The sequence below is a fragment of the Agromyces mediolanus genome (assembly GCF_044917495.1).
Classification (GTDB): Bacteria; Actinomycetota; Actinomycetes; order Actinomycetales; family Microbacteriaceae; genus Agromyces; species Agromyces mediolanus_B.
Window position 1 is genome coordinate 37,938 of the sequence record NZ_JAVSSI010000010.1, and the last position, 14,745, is coordinate 52,682.

General features: G+C 71.4%; 15 protein-coding genes. 6 read left to right on the top strand and 9 right to left on the bottom strand.

Annotation, left to right across the window (positions count from 1 at the left end):
- Window positions 1-8 precede the first annotated feature (8 nt).
- Window positions 9-938 (top strand): aldose 1-epimerase family protein, encoded by a 930-nt coding sequence (locus ROT00_RS14225; protein ID WP_404775687.1) that lies wholly within the window; start codon window positions 9-11, stop codon window positions 936-938.
- A 32-nt stretch (window positions 939-970) separates the two neighbouring features.
- On the opposite strand, the gene ROT00_RS14230 is transcribed toward ROT00_RS14225, so the two are convergent.
- Window positions 971-2,149 carry a MarP family serine protease gene (locus tag ROT00_RS14230; protein ID WP_404775688.1) on the bottom strand — a complete coding sequence of 393 codons (1,179 nt, stop codon included), beginning with the start codon at window positions 2,147-2,149 and terminating at the stop codon, window positions 971-973.
- Window positions 2,150-2,340: 191 nt separating this feature from the next.
- Between ROT00_RS14230 and ROT00_RS14235 the strand changes: the two genes are divergently transcribed.
- Complete coding sequence (locus tag ROT00_RS14235) at window positions 2,341-3,381, top strand: LLM class F420-dependent oxidoreductase (protein ID WP_404775689.1); 1,041 nt, start codon at window positions 2,341-2,343, stop codon at window positions 3,379-3,381.
- 460 nt (window positions 3,382-3,841) lie between these two features.
- Here the strand turns inward: ROT00_RS14235 and ROT00_RS14240 are convergent, their stop codons facing one another.
- Window positions 3,842-4,195 (bottom strand): hypothetical protein, encoded by a 354-nt coding sequence (locus tag ROT00_RS14240; RefSeq protein WP_404775690.1) that lies wholly within the window; start codon window positions 4,193-4,195, stop codon window positions 3,842-3,844.
- 30 nt (window positions 4,196-4,225) lie between these two features.
- On the opposite strand from ROT00_RS14240, the gene ROT00_RS14245 reads away from it, so the two are divergent.
- The 3 genes from ROT00_RS14245 to ROT00_RS14255 all read left to right on the top strand — a co-directional run bounded on the left by ROT00_RS14245 (window position 4,226) and on the right by ROT00_RS14255 (window position 6,167).
- Window positions 4,226-4,408 carry a hypothetical protein gene (locus ROT00_RS14245; protein ID WP_404775691.1) on the top strand — a complete coding sequence of 61 codons (183 nt, stop codon included), beginning with the start codon at window positions 4,226-4,228 and terminating at the stop codon, window positions 4,406-4,408.
- Between the two features lie 31 nt (window positions 4,409-4,439).
- On the top strand, window positions 4,440-5,078 hold the full coding sequence (locus ROT00_RS14250; protein WP_404775692.1) for a DNA-directed RNA polymerase subunit beta: 639 nt from the start codon (window positions 4,440-4,442) through the stop codon (window positions 5,076-5,078).
- A 201-nt stretch (window positions 5,079-5,279) separates the two neighbouring features.
- Window positions 5,280-6,167 (top strand): aminodeoxychorismate lyase, encoded by an 888-nt coding sequence (locus tag ROT00_RS14255; RefSeq protein WP_404775693.1) that lies wholly within the window; start codon window positions 5,280-5,282, stop codon window positions 6,165-6,167.
- A 78-nt stretch (window positions 6,168-6,245) separates the two neighbouring features.
- On the opposite strand, the gene pstB is transcribed toward ROT00_RS14255, so the two are convergent.
- From pstB to ROT00_RS14290, 7 genes are all read right to left on the bottom strand, one after another.
- Window positions 6,246-7,025, bottom strand: a complete 780-nt coding sequence (gene pstB, locus ROT00_RS14260; protein ID WP_404775694.1) for a phosphate ABC transporter ATP-binding protein PstB — start codon at window positions 7,023-7,025, stop codon at window positions 6,246-6,248.
- 49 nt (window positions 7,026-7,074) lie between these two features.
- Complete coding sequence (pstA, locus tag ROT00_RS14265; protein WP_404775695.1) at window positions 7,075-8,184, bottom strand: phosphate ABC transporter permease PstA; 1,110 nt, start codon at window positions 8,182-8,184, stop codon at window positions 7,075-7,077.
- On the bottom strand, window positions 8,184-9,128 hold the full coding sequence (gene pstC / locus ROT00_RS14270; protein ID WP_404775696.1) for a phosphate ABC transporter permease subunit PstC: 945 nt from the start codon (window positions 9,126-9,128) through the stop codon (window positions 8,184-8,186). Before pstC ends, pstA begins: the two co-directional genes overlap by 1 nt.
- Window positions 9,129-9,230: 102 nt before the next feature.
- Window positions 9,231-10,322, bottom strand: coding sequence for a phosphate ABC transporter substrate-binding protein PstS (pstS, locus tag ROT00_RS14275; RefSeq protein ID WP_404775697.1), 1,092 nt, complete (start codon window positions 10,320-10,322; stop codon window positions 9,231-9,233).
- A 138-nt stretch (window positions 10,323-10,460) separates the two neighbouring features.
- Window positions 10,461-11,408 (bottom strand): NUDIX hydrolase, encoded by a 948-nt coding sequence (locus ROT00_RS14280; RefSeq protein WP_404775698.1) that lies wholly within the window; start codon window positions 11,406-11,408, stop codon window positions 10,461-10,463.
- Window positions 11,405-13,576 (bottom strand): RNA degradosome polyphosphate kinase, encoded by a 2,172-nt coding sequence (locus ROT00_RS14285; RefSeq protein ID WP_404775699.1) that lies wholly within the window; start codon window positions 13,574-13,576, stop codon window positions 11,405-11,407. The genes ROT00_RS14280 and ROT00_RS14285 overlap by 4 nt, the downstream gene beginning before the upstream one ends.
- A 45-nt stretch (window positions 13,577-13,621) precedes the next feature.
- Window positions 13,622-14,314: a winged helix-turn-helix domain-containing protein gene (locus ROT00_RS14290; RefSeq protein ID WP_404775700.1), complete on the bottom strand. Its 693-nt coding sequence runs from the start codon at window positions 14,312-14,314 to the stop codon at window positions 13,622-13,624.
- 78 nt (window positions 14,315-14,392) lie between these two features.
- Between ROT00_RS14290 and ROT00_RS14295 the strand changes: the two genes are divergently transcribed.
- Entirely contained in the window at window positions 14,393-14,713 is a 321-nt protein-coding gene (locus ROT00_RS14295; protein WP_404775701.1) for a hypothetical protein, read from the top strand.
- The last annotated feature ends 32 nt before the right edge of the window (window positions 14,714-14,745 follow it).

Sequence of the window (14,745 nt, forward strand, 5' to 3'; positions counted from 1 at the left end):
GTGGAAGCATGACCCTCCCCACGGGCGCGCAGCTCGTCCTCGAGACCTCGACGTCGAGCGGAGAGCTCACCGCCGTCGTCACCACCGTCGCGGCCGGGCTCCGGGCCCTCAGCATCGACGGCGTCGACCTCGTCCCCGCCTTCGCGGAGGACCGCACGCCGCCGGCCGCCGCGGGCATCGTGCTCGCCCCCTGGCCGAACCGCATCCGCGACGGCCGGTGGAGCCACGGCGACGTCGACCACCAGCTCGCGATCACCGAGCCCGCGCTCGGCAACGCCATCCACGGCCTCCTGCGCTTCACCGAGTACCGGATCGTGGCGCAGGAGCGCGACTCGGTCACGCTCGAGGCGACGATCTTCCCCCAGACCGGATACCCGTTCCTCATCGAGACGGCCGTGCACTACGAGCTCGTCTCCGACGGGCTGCGGGTGACCCACCGGCTCGAGAACGTCGGCGCGGAGCCGGCACCGGTCGCGCTCGGCACCCACCCGTACGTGAAGATCGGCGGCGTGCCCACGGCCGAGCTCGAGCTGCGGATCGAGGCCGACAGCCACATCGAGGTCGACGAGCGGAAGCTCCCCACCGGCGAGGTGCCGGTCGACGGCACGGTCTGGGATCTCCGCGACGGGCGCCGGGTCGGCGAGCTCTCGCTCGACGACGCCTTCGGCGAGCTCGCCTCCGACGAGGACGGCGTCATCGAGCACGTGCTCACCGCCCCCGACGGCCGGAGCGTCGCCGTCTGGGCCGACGACGACTTCGCCTACGTGCAGGCGTACACGACCGACCGGTTCCCGGGCGAGGAGCTCGCCATCGCCATCGAGCCGATGACGGCCCCGGCGGAGGCGTTCAACTCCGGCCGCGGGCTCCGCTGGCTCGGGCCGGGCGAGCAGTGGGAGCTCAGCTGGGGCATCCGCTTCCGGGGCTTCACCGCCGACTGACGCGTGCGGCGCTGATGCGTCCGCCGCCCGCCTCAGCGGGCGCAGCTGCCCGTCGAGACGGCCTGGTCGAGAGCGGGCGCGGCGTCGGCGAGCGGCTCGAGCACGTCGATCGGGACCGCGAAGCCGACGTTCTGCACCGACTCCGACTTCGCGAAGACGACGCCGGCGACCTCGCCCGACTCCGTCAGCAGCGGCCCGCCGGAGTTGCCGTGGTCGACCTGCGCCGCGAAGGTCGTCACCTCGCGGGTCGCGGTGCGGTCGCCCTCGACGATCGTGAGCGGCCCGGTGGACATGACGGAGCCCGAGCGGAGCGTGAACGGGCCGCCGAAGGGGTAGCCCGCGACGCCGACCGCGGTGCCCGGCGACGGGGTGCCGGAGAGCGGGAGCGGGGCGACGTCGAGCGGATCGGTCGCGATGAGCGCGAGATCGGCCTCGGCGTCGAAGGCGACGACCCGGCCGGCCACGGCGCCGCGGCCCGGCGCCTCCACGATGGGCTCGTCGATGCCGGCGACGACGTGGGCGTTCGTCACGACCCGGTCCGGCGCGACGACGAAACCGGAGCCGGTGAGCGTGCTGCCGCACTGGAACGCCGTGCCCGTGATGCGCACGACGGAGGCCGTCGCGGCCGTCACCGCGTCGCCCGAGGGCCCGTCGCTCGGCAGCGCCGGAGCGGCCGTCGGTCCGCCGATGACGTCGACGAGCCACGGCACGCCCTGCCCGAGGGCCGCGGTGCGGATCTCGGCGAGCAGGGCGCGGGCGGGCTCCGGGGTGACCCGCTCGAGCCCGCGCAGCAGCTGGGAGCCCGCGACGGCGGGGGAGAGCACGGGCACGCCCATGGACTGCACGCTCGAGCCGATGAGCGCGACGACGAAGGCCGTCACGACGAGGTTGCCGACGGCGCCGAGGATGCGGTCGATCACGCCGAGCTTCACCGCCCTGGCGCCCCGGCGGAGCAGCCGGCCGAGCGCCGCGCCGAGCGAGGCGCCGATCGCGAGGAGCAGCACCGCCGTCGCGATCACGGCGGGCGCCCGCCACTCGGGCGCCGGGACGAGCGAGCCGACCCAGGGCATCGCGAACCAGGAGGCGACGCCGCCCGCCACGAGCCCGACGAGCCCCGCGGCCGTGCGCAGGAGCCCCGCCCGCCAGCCGTTCACGAGCGCACCGATCCCGATCACGACGAGCAGCACGTCGAGCACCAGGCTCCAGCCCATTCGACACCTCCGTTGCGCGCACGGCGCGTTTGTGGATTCCACCCTCTCGCACCCGCCTCGGGAACCGCTGAGGACGCGGCGGTCGACAACACGGATGCCCCGCCCGGGCCGCTCGGCTATCGTCGTGATGCCCGCGCCCGGTGCGGCGGGCGCGCGCCGGAGCGACCGGGGCGAGCGGCGAGGAGGCTTCGATGCGGGTCGGCATGTTCCTGAACTACGCGGGCGGGTTCGCGGAGGCGGCCGATGAGGTCGGCGCGCTCGAGGCGGCGGGCGTCGACCTCGTGGCGGTGCCCGAGGCGTACTCCTTCGACGCGGTCAGCCAGCTCGGCTTCCTCGCGGCGCGCACCTCGACCATCACGCTGGCCTCCGGCATCCTGCAGCTGTACACCCGTACGCCGACGCTCACCGCGATGACCGCCGCCGGGCTCGACTACGTGTCCGGCGGTCGCTTCGAGCTCGGCATCGGCGCCTCCGGTCCGCAGGTCATCGAGGGCTTCCACGGGGTGCGCTACGACGCCCCGGTCGGCCGCACGCGCGAGATCATCGAGATCTGCCGGGCGACGTGGCGCCGCGAGCCCGTCGTACACCAGGGGCGCCACTACCGGATCCCCCTTCCGGCGGGCGAGGGCACCGGGCTCGGCAAGCCGCTGAAGCTCATCAACCACCCGGTGCGCGAGCGCATCCCGATCACCGTCGCCGCGCTCGGCCCGAAGTCGGTCGAGCAGACCGCCGAGATCGCCGACGGCTGGCTGCCGATGTTCTTCCACCCCGAGCGGGCGGCGGCCGTCTGGGGCGAGGCGCTCGCCGCGGGGCGCGCCCGCCGGGCTGCGGAGCTCGGCGAGCTGGACGTGTTCGCGAGCCCCGCGCTCGCCATCACCGACCGGCCGGACGACGTGCTGCCCCTCGTGAAGCCGCAGCTCGCGCTCTACGTCGGCGGCATGGGCGCCAAGGGCAAGAACTTCTACAACGACCTCGTCGCGAGCTACGGCTTCGGTGAGGAGGCCGCGCGCATCCAGGAGCTCTACCTCGCCGGGCGCAAGGAGGAGGCGGTCGCGGCGGTGCCCGACGAACTGGTCCGCGCAATCTCGCTCATCGGGCCGGCGTCCTACGTGGCCGAGCGGGTGGCCGCGTTCGCCGAGGCCGGGGTGACGACGCTCACCGTGACCCCGCTGGCGCGGGACTCCGCCGAGCGCGTCGCGCTGATGGCCGGCTTCCGGCGCCTCGTCGACTAGCGACGCCTCGGCGGGCGCGGATGCCCCGTCGGGCACGGATGCCCCGTCGGGCACGGGTACCCCGTCGGGCACGGATGCCCCGCCAGTCGCGGACTCGCGCGGTGGTCGCCGACGAGCGGTGCTGTGGTGCCCCCAGAGAGGCTCGAACTCTCGACCCACGGATTAACCTGCTGCACTGAGTTTCCCCAGCCACCGCTCGCGCGGCTTGCAGTCTGGACTATCTCACCACCTTCGGCCGAGCCGGTCAGGTGCGCCGCGTATAGTCTCTGAGGTTCCCTTGCGGTTACCTGCTGATTGCCCAATCCCTCGGATTGTCACTGCCTCTCGGCGAGTACCTCGGGCTCTCAGGGTGTCCCAGCATACAGCGGCGTTCATCCGGCGCATTTCGGCGCCGGCGCTCCTATTTTCTGTTGAAGTCCGTTGCTCTAACCAACTGAGCTATGGGGGCCGGGCCAGCCTATCAGGCGGACTCCGCACGCCGATCCGACGGTCGATTCGGCCGCTCGGGACTGTCAGTGGTTGCTGAGAGCGTCGGGTCATGAAACGGTGCACGATGTGTCGGGCGGAGCTGCCGCTCGCCGAGTTCAACGTGCGGCGTGCCTCCCGCGACGGCCTCCAGAACGTCTGCCGTGCCTGCAATCGTGCGAGGGCGAAGCGGTACTACCGCGAGCATCGCGACGAGCATGTGCAGCTCATGGTCCGCCGGCGAGCCGAGGCCCGGCGTGCGGCGGTGCTGGTGGTGGGGCAGCATCTGCTGGCGAACCCGTGCGTCGATTGCGGCGAAGGCGACGTCCGAGTCCTCGACTTCGATCATCGCCCGGGTTCGGGCAAATCGGCGGAGGTCATGAGATTGGTGCGCAACGGCTACTCCGTCGCCCGGGTCATGGTCGAGGTCGCGATGTGCGAGGTGCGGTGCCGCAACTGCCACGCGAAGATCACCTACGAGCGGCTCGGCACCGACTGGCGCACCGCGCTGATGCGCCGCGTCGCGGAATCCGGGCCGGGCGACTTCGCCGAATCCGGGTGAGCGGCCGAGGCCGGCGGGTATCCTTGCCGGAATGGCCTCCAGCTTCCACCGCCCCACGAAGTTCCCTCCCGGCATGTTCGAGGGGTTCATGGGCGGCGAAGATCCGGCGCAGCTGAACCGGGTCGCGCACGACACCGCGGCGGCGATCCTCGCCCGCGTGCGGAGCGACCCCGACCCCGAGATCGTCGCGCGGCTCGTGGCGTACACCGACCGGCACGGCATCGAGGCGATCGCCGAGCTCTGGTCGCGATCCTCGGCGAAGAGCCTGCCCGGCGCCCTCTGGCGCATCTACCTGCTGCGCACCCTCATCCGGCAGGATCCCGAGGCGCTGAGCCTCGCCTACCGTCGCGGCACCGAGGTCTCCCACACGATCGACCAGGTGGTCGCGGGTGCCGCGGTCCCGGCGGGACCGAGCGAGGTCATCGAACTCGCGGACCGCATCCTGCACGGCGTCTTCGCGGGGGACTTCGCGGTCGCGCTCGATCGGGCGGCGGCGTTCGCGCGCGTCACTGCCGCGGGCTTCGCGAGTCTCGCCGACGACGCGGATGCCGCGGACGCGGTGCATCCCGACCGCCCGGCGTCGTTCACCCGCCGCGCCCTCCGGCTCACGGAGCTGGCCGACGAGCTGACGGCGTGCGCGAAGCTCTGGCGCCGCGACGCCCTCGACTGAGCCCGCGCGGGATCCGACGCGAGCGCGCGGCCGCACGGAATATCCACCCCGGGCGGTCCGTTACACTCGATATGCCGGGCCGCAGTAACCCCGGGCTCCAATATTCGCCGCTTCGAGCGGCCTCGCGCCGAGAGGCGTTTCTGCGGCCCGGCATTCTCATGTCCGCGTCCAGGGCGGCGGCGACGCGCGTACGATCGGAGCATGCCCGCCACCGTGACGCTCCTCATCGAGCCGCTCGCCGCCGACGACCTCAGTTCCGACCTCGCCTCGACGTTCCGCGAAGTGGACGCCTCGGCGCCCGCGCTCCGCGTGGGCGAGCTGTCGACGCAGCGCGGCGACGGCATCTTCGAGACCCTCGCGGTCGTCGACGGGCACGCGCAGGAGGCCGAGGCGCACCTGCAGCGACTCCGCAACTCCGCGGCGATCTGCGAGCTCCCCGAGCCGAACCTCGCCCAGTGGCACGCGGCCGTCGAGCGGGCGACCGCGGCGCTCCCCAGCACCGGCGAGTTCGCCATGAAGCTCGTCCTGAGCCGGGGCGTCGAGCGCGGTCCGGCGCCCACCGCCTGGCTCTCCGCATCGCCCGCGGCCGACTTCACCGTCCCGCGCGAGCAGGGCATCCGCGCCGTCACCCTCGACCGCGGCCTCGCGCACGACGCGGCGGCGACCGCCCCGTGGCTCCTCCTCGGGGCGAAGACGCTGAGCTACGCGACGAACATGGCCGCACTCCGCGAGGCGAGGCGTCGCGGCGCCGACGACGCGATCTTCGTCTCCTCCGATGGCTTCGTCATGGAGGGGCCGACGTCGAGCGTCATCCTCCGGCACGGCGACGTCTACTCGACCCCGGCGCCGAGTGGGGCCATCCTGCACGGCACGACCCAGTTGAGCCTCTTCGAGCACCTCGGCGAGCTCGGCCACCGCACCGAGTACCGGGACATCCCCGTCGCCGAGCTCGCGACGGCCGACGCGATCTGGCTGGTGTCCAGCGTCCGCCTCGCCGCCGGCGTCACCGCGCTCGACGGCGCGCCCGTCGCGTTCGACGCGGAGGAGACGCGGGCGTTCAACGCCTATCTGCTGAGCCCGCGCGACTGAGCGGAGCGCGGCCGCAGACGGCGGATGCCCCGGTGCGATTCGCACCGGGGCATCCGTTCGCTCGTCCTGCCGGCCGGTTCAGCCGAAGCGGCCGGAGACGTAGTCCTCGGTCGCCTTGACGCTCGGGTTCGAGAAGATCGTCGTGGTGTCGGCGTACTCGATGAGCTTGCCCGGCTTGCCGGTCCCGGCGATGTTGAAGAACGCGGTCTTGTCGCTCACGCGCGAGGCCTGCTGCATGTTGTGGGTCACGATCACGATCGTGTACTCCTGCTTCAGCTCCTCGATGAGGTCCTCGATCGCGAGGGTCGAGATCGGGTCGAGCGCCGAGCACGGCTCGTCCATGAGGATGACCTCGGGCGACACCGCGATGGCGCGGGCGATGCAGAGGCGCTGCTGCTGGCCGCCGGAGAGGCCGGAGCCCGGACGGTCCAGGCGGTCCTTGACCTCGTTCCACAGGTTCGCGCCCTGCAGCGACTTCTCGACGAGCTCGTCGGCGTCGGACTTGCTCATCTTGCGGTTGTTCAGGCGCACGCCCGCGAGCACGTTCTCCTTGATCGACATCGTCGGGAACGGGTTCGGCCGCTGGAACACCATGCCGACCTGGCGGCGCACGAGCACCGGGTCGACGCCCGGGCCGTAGAGGTTGTTGCCGTCGATCAGCACCTCGCCCTCGACGCGGGCGCCGGGGATGACCTCGTGCATCCGGTTCAGGGTGCGGAGGAAGGTCGACTTGCCGCAGCCCGACGGGCCGATGAACGCGGTCACGGTGCGCGGCTCGATCTCGAGGGTGATGCCCTCGACGGCGCGGAAGCTGCCGTAGTACACGTTCAGGTCGTTGACTTCGATGCGCTTGGACACGTGGCTTCGATTCTCTCTGTGGCTCGGGCGGAGGGCTGCGGGCGGTCGGTCAGCGGCCGGTCTTCGGCGAGAAGAACTTCGACACGACGCGGGCGATGATGTTCAGGAGGGCGACGATCAGGATGAGCGTGAGGGCGCCGGCCCAGGCGCGGTCGATGTACGCCTGCACGTCGGTGCCCTGGTTCATGTACTGGGTGTAGACGAAGACGGGGAGCGTCATCATCCGGCCGTCGAACAGGTTGTAGTTCATGCTCGTGGTGAAGCCGGCGATGATGAGCAGCGGCGCGGTCTCGCCGATGACGCGGGCGATGGCGATCATGACGCCGGTGATGATGCCGGCGATCGAGGTGGGCAGCACGACCTTCAGGATCGTCAGCCACTTCGGCACGCCGAGCGCGTAGGAGGCCTCGCGCAGCTCGTTCGGCACGAGCTTCAGCATCTCCTCGGAGGAGCGCACGACCACCGGGATCATCAGCACCGACAGCGCCACCGCGCCGCCGAAGCCCATCCGGATGCCGGGGTCGCCGGTGAAGAGGGCGAAGAGGGCGAAGGCGAAGAGGCCGGCGACGATCGAGGGGATGCCGGTCATGACGTCGACGAAGAAGGTGATGCCGTGCTTCAGCTTGCCGCGTCCGTACTCGACGAGGTAGATCGCAGTGAGGAGGCCCACGGGCACCGAGATGAGCGCGGCCATGCCGGTGATGAGCAGGGTTCCGGTGATCGCGTGAAGCGCCCCGCCGCCGGCGCCGACGACGTTGCGCATCGACTCGCTGAAGAACTGGACGTCGAAGCGGGGCAGGCCGTTCGCGATCGTCGTGTACGCGACCGAGATGAGCGGCAGCAGCGCGATCGTGAACGCGGTGGAGACGAGCGCGGTGACGAGGCGGTCCTTCGCCTTCCGCGTTCCCTCCACGACGCGCGACAGCACCCAGATGACGATGCCGTAGAGCACGACGCCGAGGAACACGGCCGCGGCGATGTTGAAGTCGGCGCCGCTCGCCGCGGCGATGATGACGAAGAACGCCGTGGTGACCGCGAGGCAGCCGATCAGCACCCACAGGGGGGCGAACCGGGGGAGCTTGCCCGCCGTGAGGGTGTTGGCGATGGGGCCGGTGCTCCGGCCCGTCGGCGCCTGCTGCGGGGTGACGGTGAGGCTCATCAGTTGGCTCCCGAGAATTCCTTGCGGCGCTCGACGATGTATCGCGCGAGCATGTTGACGGCGAGGGTGATGACGAAGAGGATCAGGCCCGTCGCGATGAGGATGTTGACGCCGATGTCGTGGGCCTCGGGGAAGTTCAGGGCGATGTTCGCGGCGATCGTCGTCGGGTTCTGCGACTGCAGCACCGCGAAGCTGATGACCGCGGCGGGCGAGAGCACCATGGCGACGACCATCGTCTCGCCGAGCGCCCGGCCGAGTCCGAGCATCGAGGCCGAGATGACGCCGGGGCGGCCGAAGGGCAGCACCGCGAGCTTGATCATCTCCCAGCGGGTCGCGCCGAGCGCGAGCGCCGCCTCCTCGTGCAGGACCGGGGTCTGCAGGAAGACTTCGCGGCTGAGGGCGGTGATGATCGGCAGGATCATCACCGCGAGCACGATCGCGACGGTGAGGATGGTGCGGCCGGTGCCCGAGACGGGGCCGGCGAAGAGCGGGAACCAGCCGAACCACTCGGTCAGGCTGGTGTAGAACGGCTGCACGGCCGGGGCGAGGACGGTGATGCCCCAGAGGCCGAACACGACCGAGGGCACGGCGGCCAGCAGGTCGATGACGTAGCCGAGCGCCTGCGCGAGCCGGCGCGGCGCGTAGTGCGAGATGAACAGCGCGATGCCGATCGCGACCGGCACCGCCATGAGCAGTGCGAGCGCGGCCGCCCAGATCGTGCCGAAGACGAGCGGGCCGACGTACTGCCAGAAGTTCTCGGCGTCGCCCTTGAACGCGGTGGGCTCCGCGGTGAAGGCGGGGAGCGCCTGGGCGACGAGGAAGATCGCCACGGCGGCGAGCGTGACGAGGATGAGGCTGCCGGACACGACGGTCGCGGTGGAGAACACACGGTCGCCGGGGCGCTGCTTCGCTGCGATGGCGGGGGCCGCGGGGGCTGTCGTCATGGCCGGGTTCTTTCCAGGATGTGGGCCGTCGGGGGAGGTGCCGCGTGACCGCGGCGAGCCGGCCCGGCCGGAGCGTCTGCTCCGGCCGGACCGGCTGTGGCGTTACTTGACCGACTCGAGAGCGGCGGCGACCTTGTCGGCCAGCTCGCTCGAGAGCGGGGCAGAACCGGCCTGCTCGGCGGCCGTCGACTGGCCCGCCTCGCTGGCGAGGTAGCCGACGTAGCTCTTCACGAGCTCGCCCTTCTCGGCGTCCGCGTACTCCTGGCAGACGATCGCGTAGCTCACGAGCACGAGCGGGTAGTGGCTCGGGTCCGTGGTCTTGCGGTCGAGCGCGATGGCGAGGTCGTTCGCCTCGCGACCCTCGACGAGGGGCGACTCGGCGACGACGGCGGCAGCGGCCTCGGCGGTGTAGCCGACGAACTCGTCGCCGACCTTGATCTTCGCGACACCGAGGTCGCCGGCGCGCGAGGCGTCCGCGTAGCCGATGGTGTTCACGCCGTTGGTGACGGCGTCGACGACGCCCGAGGTGCCCTGGGCGCCCTCACCGGCCTGGTACGGGAACGTGTCGGCGGGCTTCTGGTCCCACACCTCGGGGGCGTTCTGGTTCAGGTAGTCCGCGAAGTTCTTCGTGGTGCCCGAGTCGTCCGAGCGGTGCACGGCGGTGATGTTGCCGGCCGGGAGCGTGGCGCCCGGGTTGAGCGAGGCGATCGCCGGGTCGTTCCAGGTGGTGATCTCGCCCTTGAAGATCTTCGCGAGGGTGGCCGCGTCGAGGTTCAGCTCGTCGACGCCCTCCACGTTGTAGATCACGGCGATCGGGGAGATGTACACCGGCAGGTCGATGGCCTTGGTGTCGGGGGCGCACGCGGCGAAGGTGCCGGCGAGCTCGTCGTCGTTCAGGAACGAGTCCGAGCCGGCGAAGTCGACGCCGCCGGCGATGAAGGCCTCGCGGCCGGCACCGGAGCCCGAGGGGTCGTAGTTGATGGTGACGTCGGGGTTCTCCGTCTGGAAGGCGGCGACCCATGCCTCCTGGGCCGAACCCTGCGACGAGGCGCCCGCGGCGTTGATGGTGCCCGAGAGCGACGAGGCCGACTCGGAGGGGGCGCTGGAGCCGCCCTCGTTCGCGGCACAGGAGCTGAGCGCAACGGCGGCGACAGCGGCAACGACCGCGGCGCGGCCGAGACGTGAGACGTTCACTGTGTTCCCTTCAGGGATCGTTTGCAGGTTCCGGGTCGGTGCTCCGGCCCGATGCTGGTGACGCTAAGCGCCTCGGATGACGAGCATCCGCCCCATTGGTGAACGGCAGGTGAACGGGACCTCAACGCACGTCGCGGCTCAGGCGCGCGGCGTGTGCGTCTCGATCGAGATGATGCCCGACGACGGGTTCGTCGCCGAGAGGTGCACGACGCTGAACGCGCCGGCTTCCAGCTGCGCGGCGTCGCTCGCGTAGCTGCCGATCGGCGTGCCGGTGGCGAGCGCGAGCTCGCGCAGCACCTCGGACAGCAGCGGCCGATGGGTGCACAGCACCGCGGACTTCCCGACGCGCACCCGCTTGCCGACGACGCGGCGGATCTCGGCGGTGCCCGCCTCCCAGGCGTCCTGGCTGAGGCCGGGCTCGCGCTTGATCGGGACGCCCGTCGCCGCGGCGAGCGGGGCGACGGTCGTGACGCAGCGCACCGCGGGGCTCGACACGATCCGCTTCGGCGCCCAGGCCGCGAGGGTCTCGGCGAGTCCCGCCGCCTGCTGCACGCCGCGCTCCGCGAGGGGTCGGGCTTCGTCGGCCCCGTCCCAGTCGCCGCGTCCGATCGCCTTCGCGTGGCGCAGGACCGTGAGCGCCACGGTGCCGAGCACGCCCTGCTCGACGAGTGCGGCGAAGGCATCCAGGATCTCGACGTCCGGCTGGTAGCTCAGGTAGCCGCGCGCCCGCTTGATGGTGACCCATTCGAGCGCCGCGACCTCGCCGTTCGGCCGGAAGGTGGAGCGCTGGACGGCGCGCTCGGTGACCTCCGCCGCCCAGTAGTGCACGATCTTCTCCCGGCCGGAGGGCAGCGGGTAGCGGGAGATCCCGAGCGGCACGCCGAGCGCGACGCCGAGCCCCGTCTCCTCGGCGATCTCGCGCACCGCGGTCTGCGGCAGCGTCTCGCCGGGGTCGACCTTGCCCTTCGGGATCGTGACGTCGCCGTAGACGGTGCGGTGGATGACGAGCACGTGCACCTTGCCGTCGATGAGGCGCCAGCACACGGCGCCCGCCGCGTACACCGCCGTCTGCACGGCCGGGCTCACCGGCGCTTCCCGGAGCGGGGACGCTGGGCCATCTGCTGCATGAGGCTATTCTGCAGGTCCTCGAGCGGTCGCCCGTCGGCGTCGAGGGAGTGGCGCGTCCACACCCCCTCGCCGTCGAGGTGCCAGGAGCTCGTGCGCTCGTCCATCGCGCGGTCGAAGAGCGACTCGATCTCGACGAGGTGCTCGGGGTCGACGAGCCGCACGAGCGCCTCGACGCGCCGGTCGAGGTTGCGGTGCATCATGTCGGCCGAGCCGATGTAGACCTGCGGGTCGCCGTCGCCGAGGAAGGAGAAGATCCGCGAGTGCTCGAGATAGCGCCCGAGGATCGAGCGCACCGTGATGTTCTCGCTGAGACCGGGGATGCCGGGGCGGAGGCTGCAGATGCCGCGCACCCAGACCTCGACGGGGACGCCGGCGTTCGAGGCCCGGTAGAGCGCATCGATGATGGCCTCGTCGACCATCGAGTTGACCTTGATGCGGATGCGGCTGGGCCGGCCGGCCTCCGCCGCGCTCGTCTCGGCCGCGATGAGCTTCAGCAGCCCCTTGCGCAGGTGCAGCGGCGCCACCAGGAGCCGCTTGAACTTCTTCTCGATCGCGTAGCCGGAGAGCTCGTTGAAGAGGCGGGTGAGGTCCTTGCCGACCTGGTCGTCGGCGGTGAGGAGGCCGAGGTCCTCGTAGAGCCGGCTCGTCTTCGGGTTGTAGTTGCCGGTGCCGATGTGGCTGTAGTGGCGGAGCCCGCCCTTCTCCTGGCGGATCACGAGGGCGAGCTTGCAGTGCGTCTTCAGCCCGACGAGCCCGTAGACGACGTGCACGCCGGCCTTCTCGAGCTTCCGCGCCCAGCTGATGTTGGCCTGCTCGTCGAAGCGGGCCTTGATCTCGACGAGGGCGAGCACCTGCTTGCCGGCCTCGGCCGCGTCGATGAGCGCCTCGACGATCGGGCTGTCGCCCGAGGTGCGGTAGAGGGTCTGCTTGATGGCGAGCACGTCGGGGTCGGTCGCGGCCTGCTCGAGGAAGGCGACGACGCTCGTCGAGAACGACTCGTACGGGTGGTGCAGGAGCACGTCGCGCCTCGCGACGGCCTTGAAGATGTCGGCGGGCCGGTTCGGCTCGGTCGGCTGGAGTTGCGGATGCGTCGTCGGCACCCGGGGCGGGTAGTGCAGCTCTGGGCGGTCGATGCGGGCGAGGTCGAACAGGCCGCCGAGGTCGAGCGGCGAGGGCAGCCGGTAGACCTCGCGGTCGGTGATGTCGAGCTCTCGGACGAGGAGCCCGAGGGTGACCTCGTCCATGTCGTCGGTGACCTCGAGCCGGATCGGCGGCCCGAAGCGGCGGCGGCGGAGCTCCTTCTCGAGGGCCTGGATGAGGTTCTCGGTCTCGTCCTCCTCGACCTCCACGTCCTCGTTGCGCGTGACCCGGAAGACGTGGTGCTCCACGATCTCCATGCCGGGGAAGAGGTCGCCGAGGTGGTTCGCGATGAGGTCCTCGAGGGTGAGGTAGCGGCCGTCGTCGGCGCCGTCCCCGGTGCCGATCGCGACGAAGCGCGGCAGCATCTGGGGGACCTTCACACGGGCGAACTCCTGCCGGCCCGTCTTCGTGTTGCGCACGCGAACCGACAGGTTCAGCGAGAGGCCGGAGATGTAGGGGAAGGGATGCGCCGGGTCGACCGCGAGCGGCATCAGCACGGGGAAGATCTGCTGCGAGAAGTACTCGCGCAGGCGCGCCCGCTCGTCGTCGGCGAGCTCGGTCCAGCGCACCACGCGGATGCCGTGCTCGGCGAGCGCGGGGCGGACGAGCTCCTGGTAGACCGCGGCGTGCCGCTCCTGCAGCTCGTGCGCGGCGCGGGAGATGTCGTCGAGCACGTCGACGGGGGAGCGGCCGACGTTCGTCGGCACGGCGAGTCCGGTGTCGATGCGGCGCTTCAGGCCGGCGACCCGGACCATGAAGAACTCGTCGAGGTTCGACGCGAAGATGGCGAGGAAGTTCGCCCGTTCGAGCGCCGGCACCAGCGGGTCCTCGGCGAGTTCGAGCACGCGCTGGTTGAAGGCGAGCCAGCTGAGCTCGCGATCGAGGTAGCGTTCGGCGGGCAGCTCGGGGGCGCCCTCGAGGTCGAACGGTTCGAAGTCGTCGTCGAAGTCGCTCGACGTCCGGTCCTCGTCGATCATGTCCGTCATCCCGCCATCATGCCACCGGGCGGTGTCCGCCAGGCATCCCGCGGGTCAACGGGCGGTGACCTGCTCGCCGGCGGGCTCGTCGTCCTCGTGCACGTTGAAGCGGTAGCCGACGTTGCGCACGGTGCCGATGAGGCTCTCGAGCTCGCCGAGCTTCGCCCGCAGCCGCCGGACGTGCACGTCGACCGTGCGCGTGCCGCCGAAGTAGTCGTAGCCCCACACCTCGCTGAGCAGCTGCTCGCGGGTGAACACCCGCGAGGGGTGCGCGGCGAGGAAGCGGAGCAGCTCGAACTCCTTGTAGGTGAGGTCGAGCGGGCGCCCGTGGACCTTCGCCGAGTAGCTCGCCTCGTCGATGATGACGCCCGAGGTCTGGATCTTCTCGTTCGGCAGCGCGTCCCGGCTGCGGCCGAGCGAGAGCCGGATGCGCGCGTCGACCTCGGCGGGGCCGGCGCCCTCGAGGACGACGTCGTCGACGCCCCACTCCGGCGTCACGGCCATGAGGCCGCCCTCGGTCACGATGAGGATGAGCGGGACCGACAGCCCGGTGGTGCGGAGGATCTGGGCGAGCGCCTTCGCGCCGGCGAGGTTCGTGCGCGCGTCGAGCAGGATGAGGTCGCATTCGGGCGCGTTGACCAGCTGCTCGGGCGAGGCGGGGATCACCCTCGTCCGATGCGCCAGGAGCGCCAGGGCCGGAAGAACGTCATCGTCGGCGGCCGGCGACAAGATCAGCAGCTGCGCCACGCACACCCTCCAGTAGTAAGGTGCGGTCAATACTACGGGGAACGGCGAGCGGTCGTCGCGAGCGGGAGACGGAGCGGGATGGACACCAGCGAAGCCGAGGGCGGACGATTCGGCATCGTCCTGATCTGGGCGGTCGCGCTCGCCGGATCGATCCTCGTCGTGGCGCTCGCGTACAGCGGCCAGCGGGTCTGGTTCGGCGACGGCGGCGCCCTCGGCGTGTACCGGGCGCTCGGCGTCGTGTTCGCGGCATCCGTGCTCGGCGCCCTGCTCGTGCAGCTCGCGACCCGGCGCCCGGCCGGTTACGTCGCCCGGGCGAGCGCCTCGGTCGGCGGGGCGGCCGTGCTCATCGCCCTCGCGGGCATCGCCGTCGTGCCCCTCGCGGTCGGTCTCAGCGGGTAGACTTCGACGCATGGATCAGCTGGTCGCTCTCG

What these genes read in the sequence shown, in the direction of transcription:
- ROT00_RS14230 (WP_404775688.1), bottom strand. Translation starts at nt 2,149, where the DNA reads ATGGGCTGGAGCCTGGTGCTCGACGTGCTGCTCGTCGTGATCGGGATC.
- ROT00_RS14235 (WP_404775689.1), top strand. Translation starts at nt 2,341, where the DNA reads ATGCGGGTCGGCATGTTCCTGAACTACGCGGGCGGGTTCGCGGAGGCG.
- ROT00_RS14250 (WP_404775692.1), top strand. Translation starts at nt 4,440, where the DNA reads ATGGCCTCCAGCTTCCACCGCCCCACGAAGTTCCCTCCCGGCATGTTC.
- pstA (WP_404775695.1), bottom strand. Translation starts at nt 8,184, where the DNA reads ATGAGCCTCACCGTCACCCCGCAGCAGGCGCCGACGGGCCGGAGCACC.
- ROT00_RS14225 (WP_404775687.1), top strand. Translation starts at nt 9, where the DNA reads ATGACCCTCCCCACGGGCGCGCAGCTCGTCCTCGAGACCTCGACGTCG.
- ROT00_RS14255 (WP_404775693.1), top strand. Translation starts at nt 5,280, where the DNA reads ATGCCCGCCACCGTGACGCTCCTCATCGAGCCGCTCGCCGCCGACGAC.
- ROT00_RS14240 (WP_404775690.1), bottom strand. Translation starts at nt 4,195, where the DNA reads ATGATCGAAGTCGAGGACTCGGACGTCGCCTTCGCCGCAATCGACGCA.
- ROT00_RS14245 (WP_404775691.1), top strand. Translation starts at nt 4,226, where the DNA reads ATGAGATTGGTGCGCAACGGCTACTCCGTCGCCCGGGTCATGGTCGAG.
- ROT00_RS14285 (WP_404775699.1), bottom strand. Translation starts at nt 13,576, where the DNA reads ATGACGGACATGATCGACGAGGACCGGACGTCGAGCGACTTCGACGAC.
- pstC (WP_404775696.1), bottom strand. Translation starts at nt 9,128, where the DNA reads ATGACGACAGCCCCCGCGGCCCCCGCCATCGCAGCGAAGCAGCGCCCC.
- ROT00_RS14295 (WP_404775701.1), top strand. Translation starts at nt 14,393, where the DNA reads ATGGACACCAGCGAAGCCGAGGGCGGACGATTCGGCATCGTCCTGATC.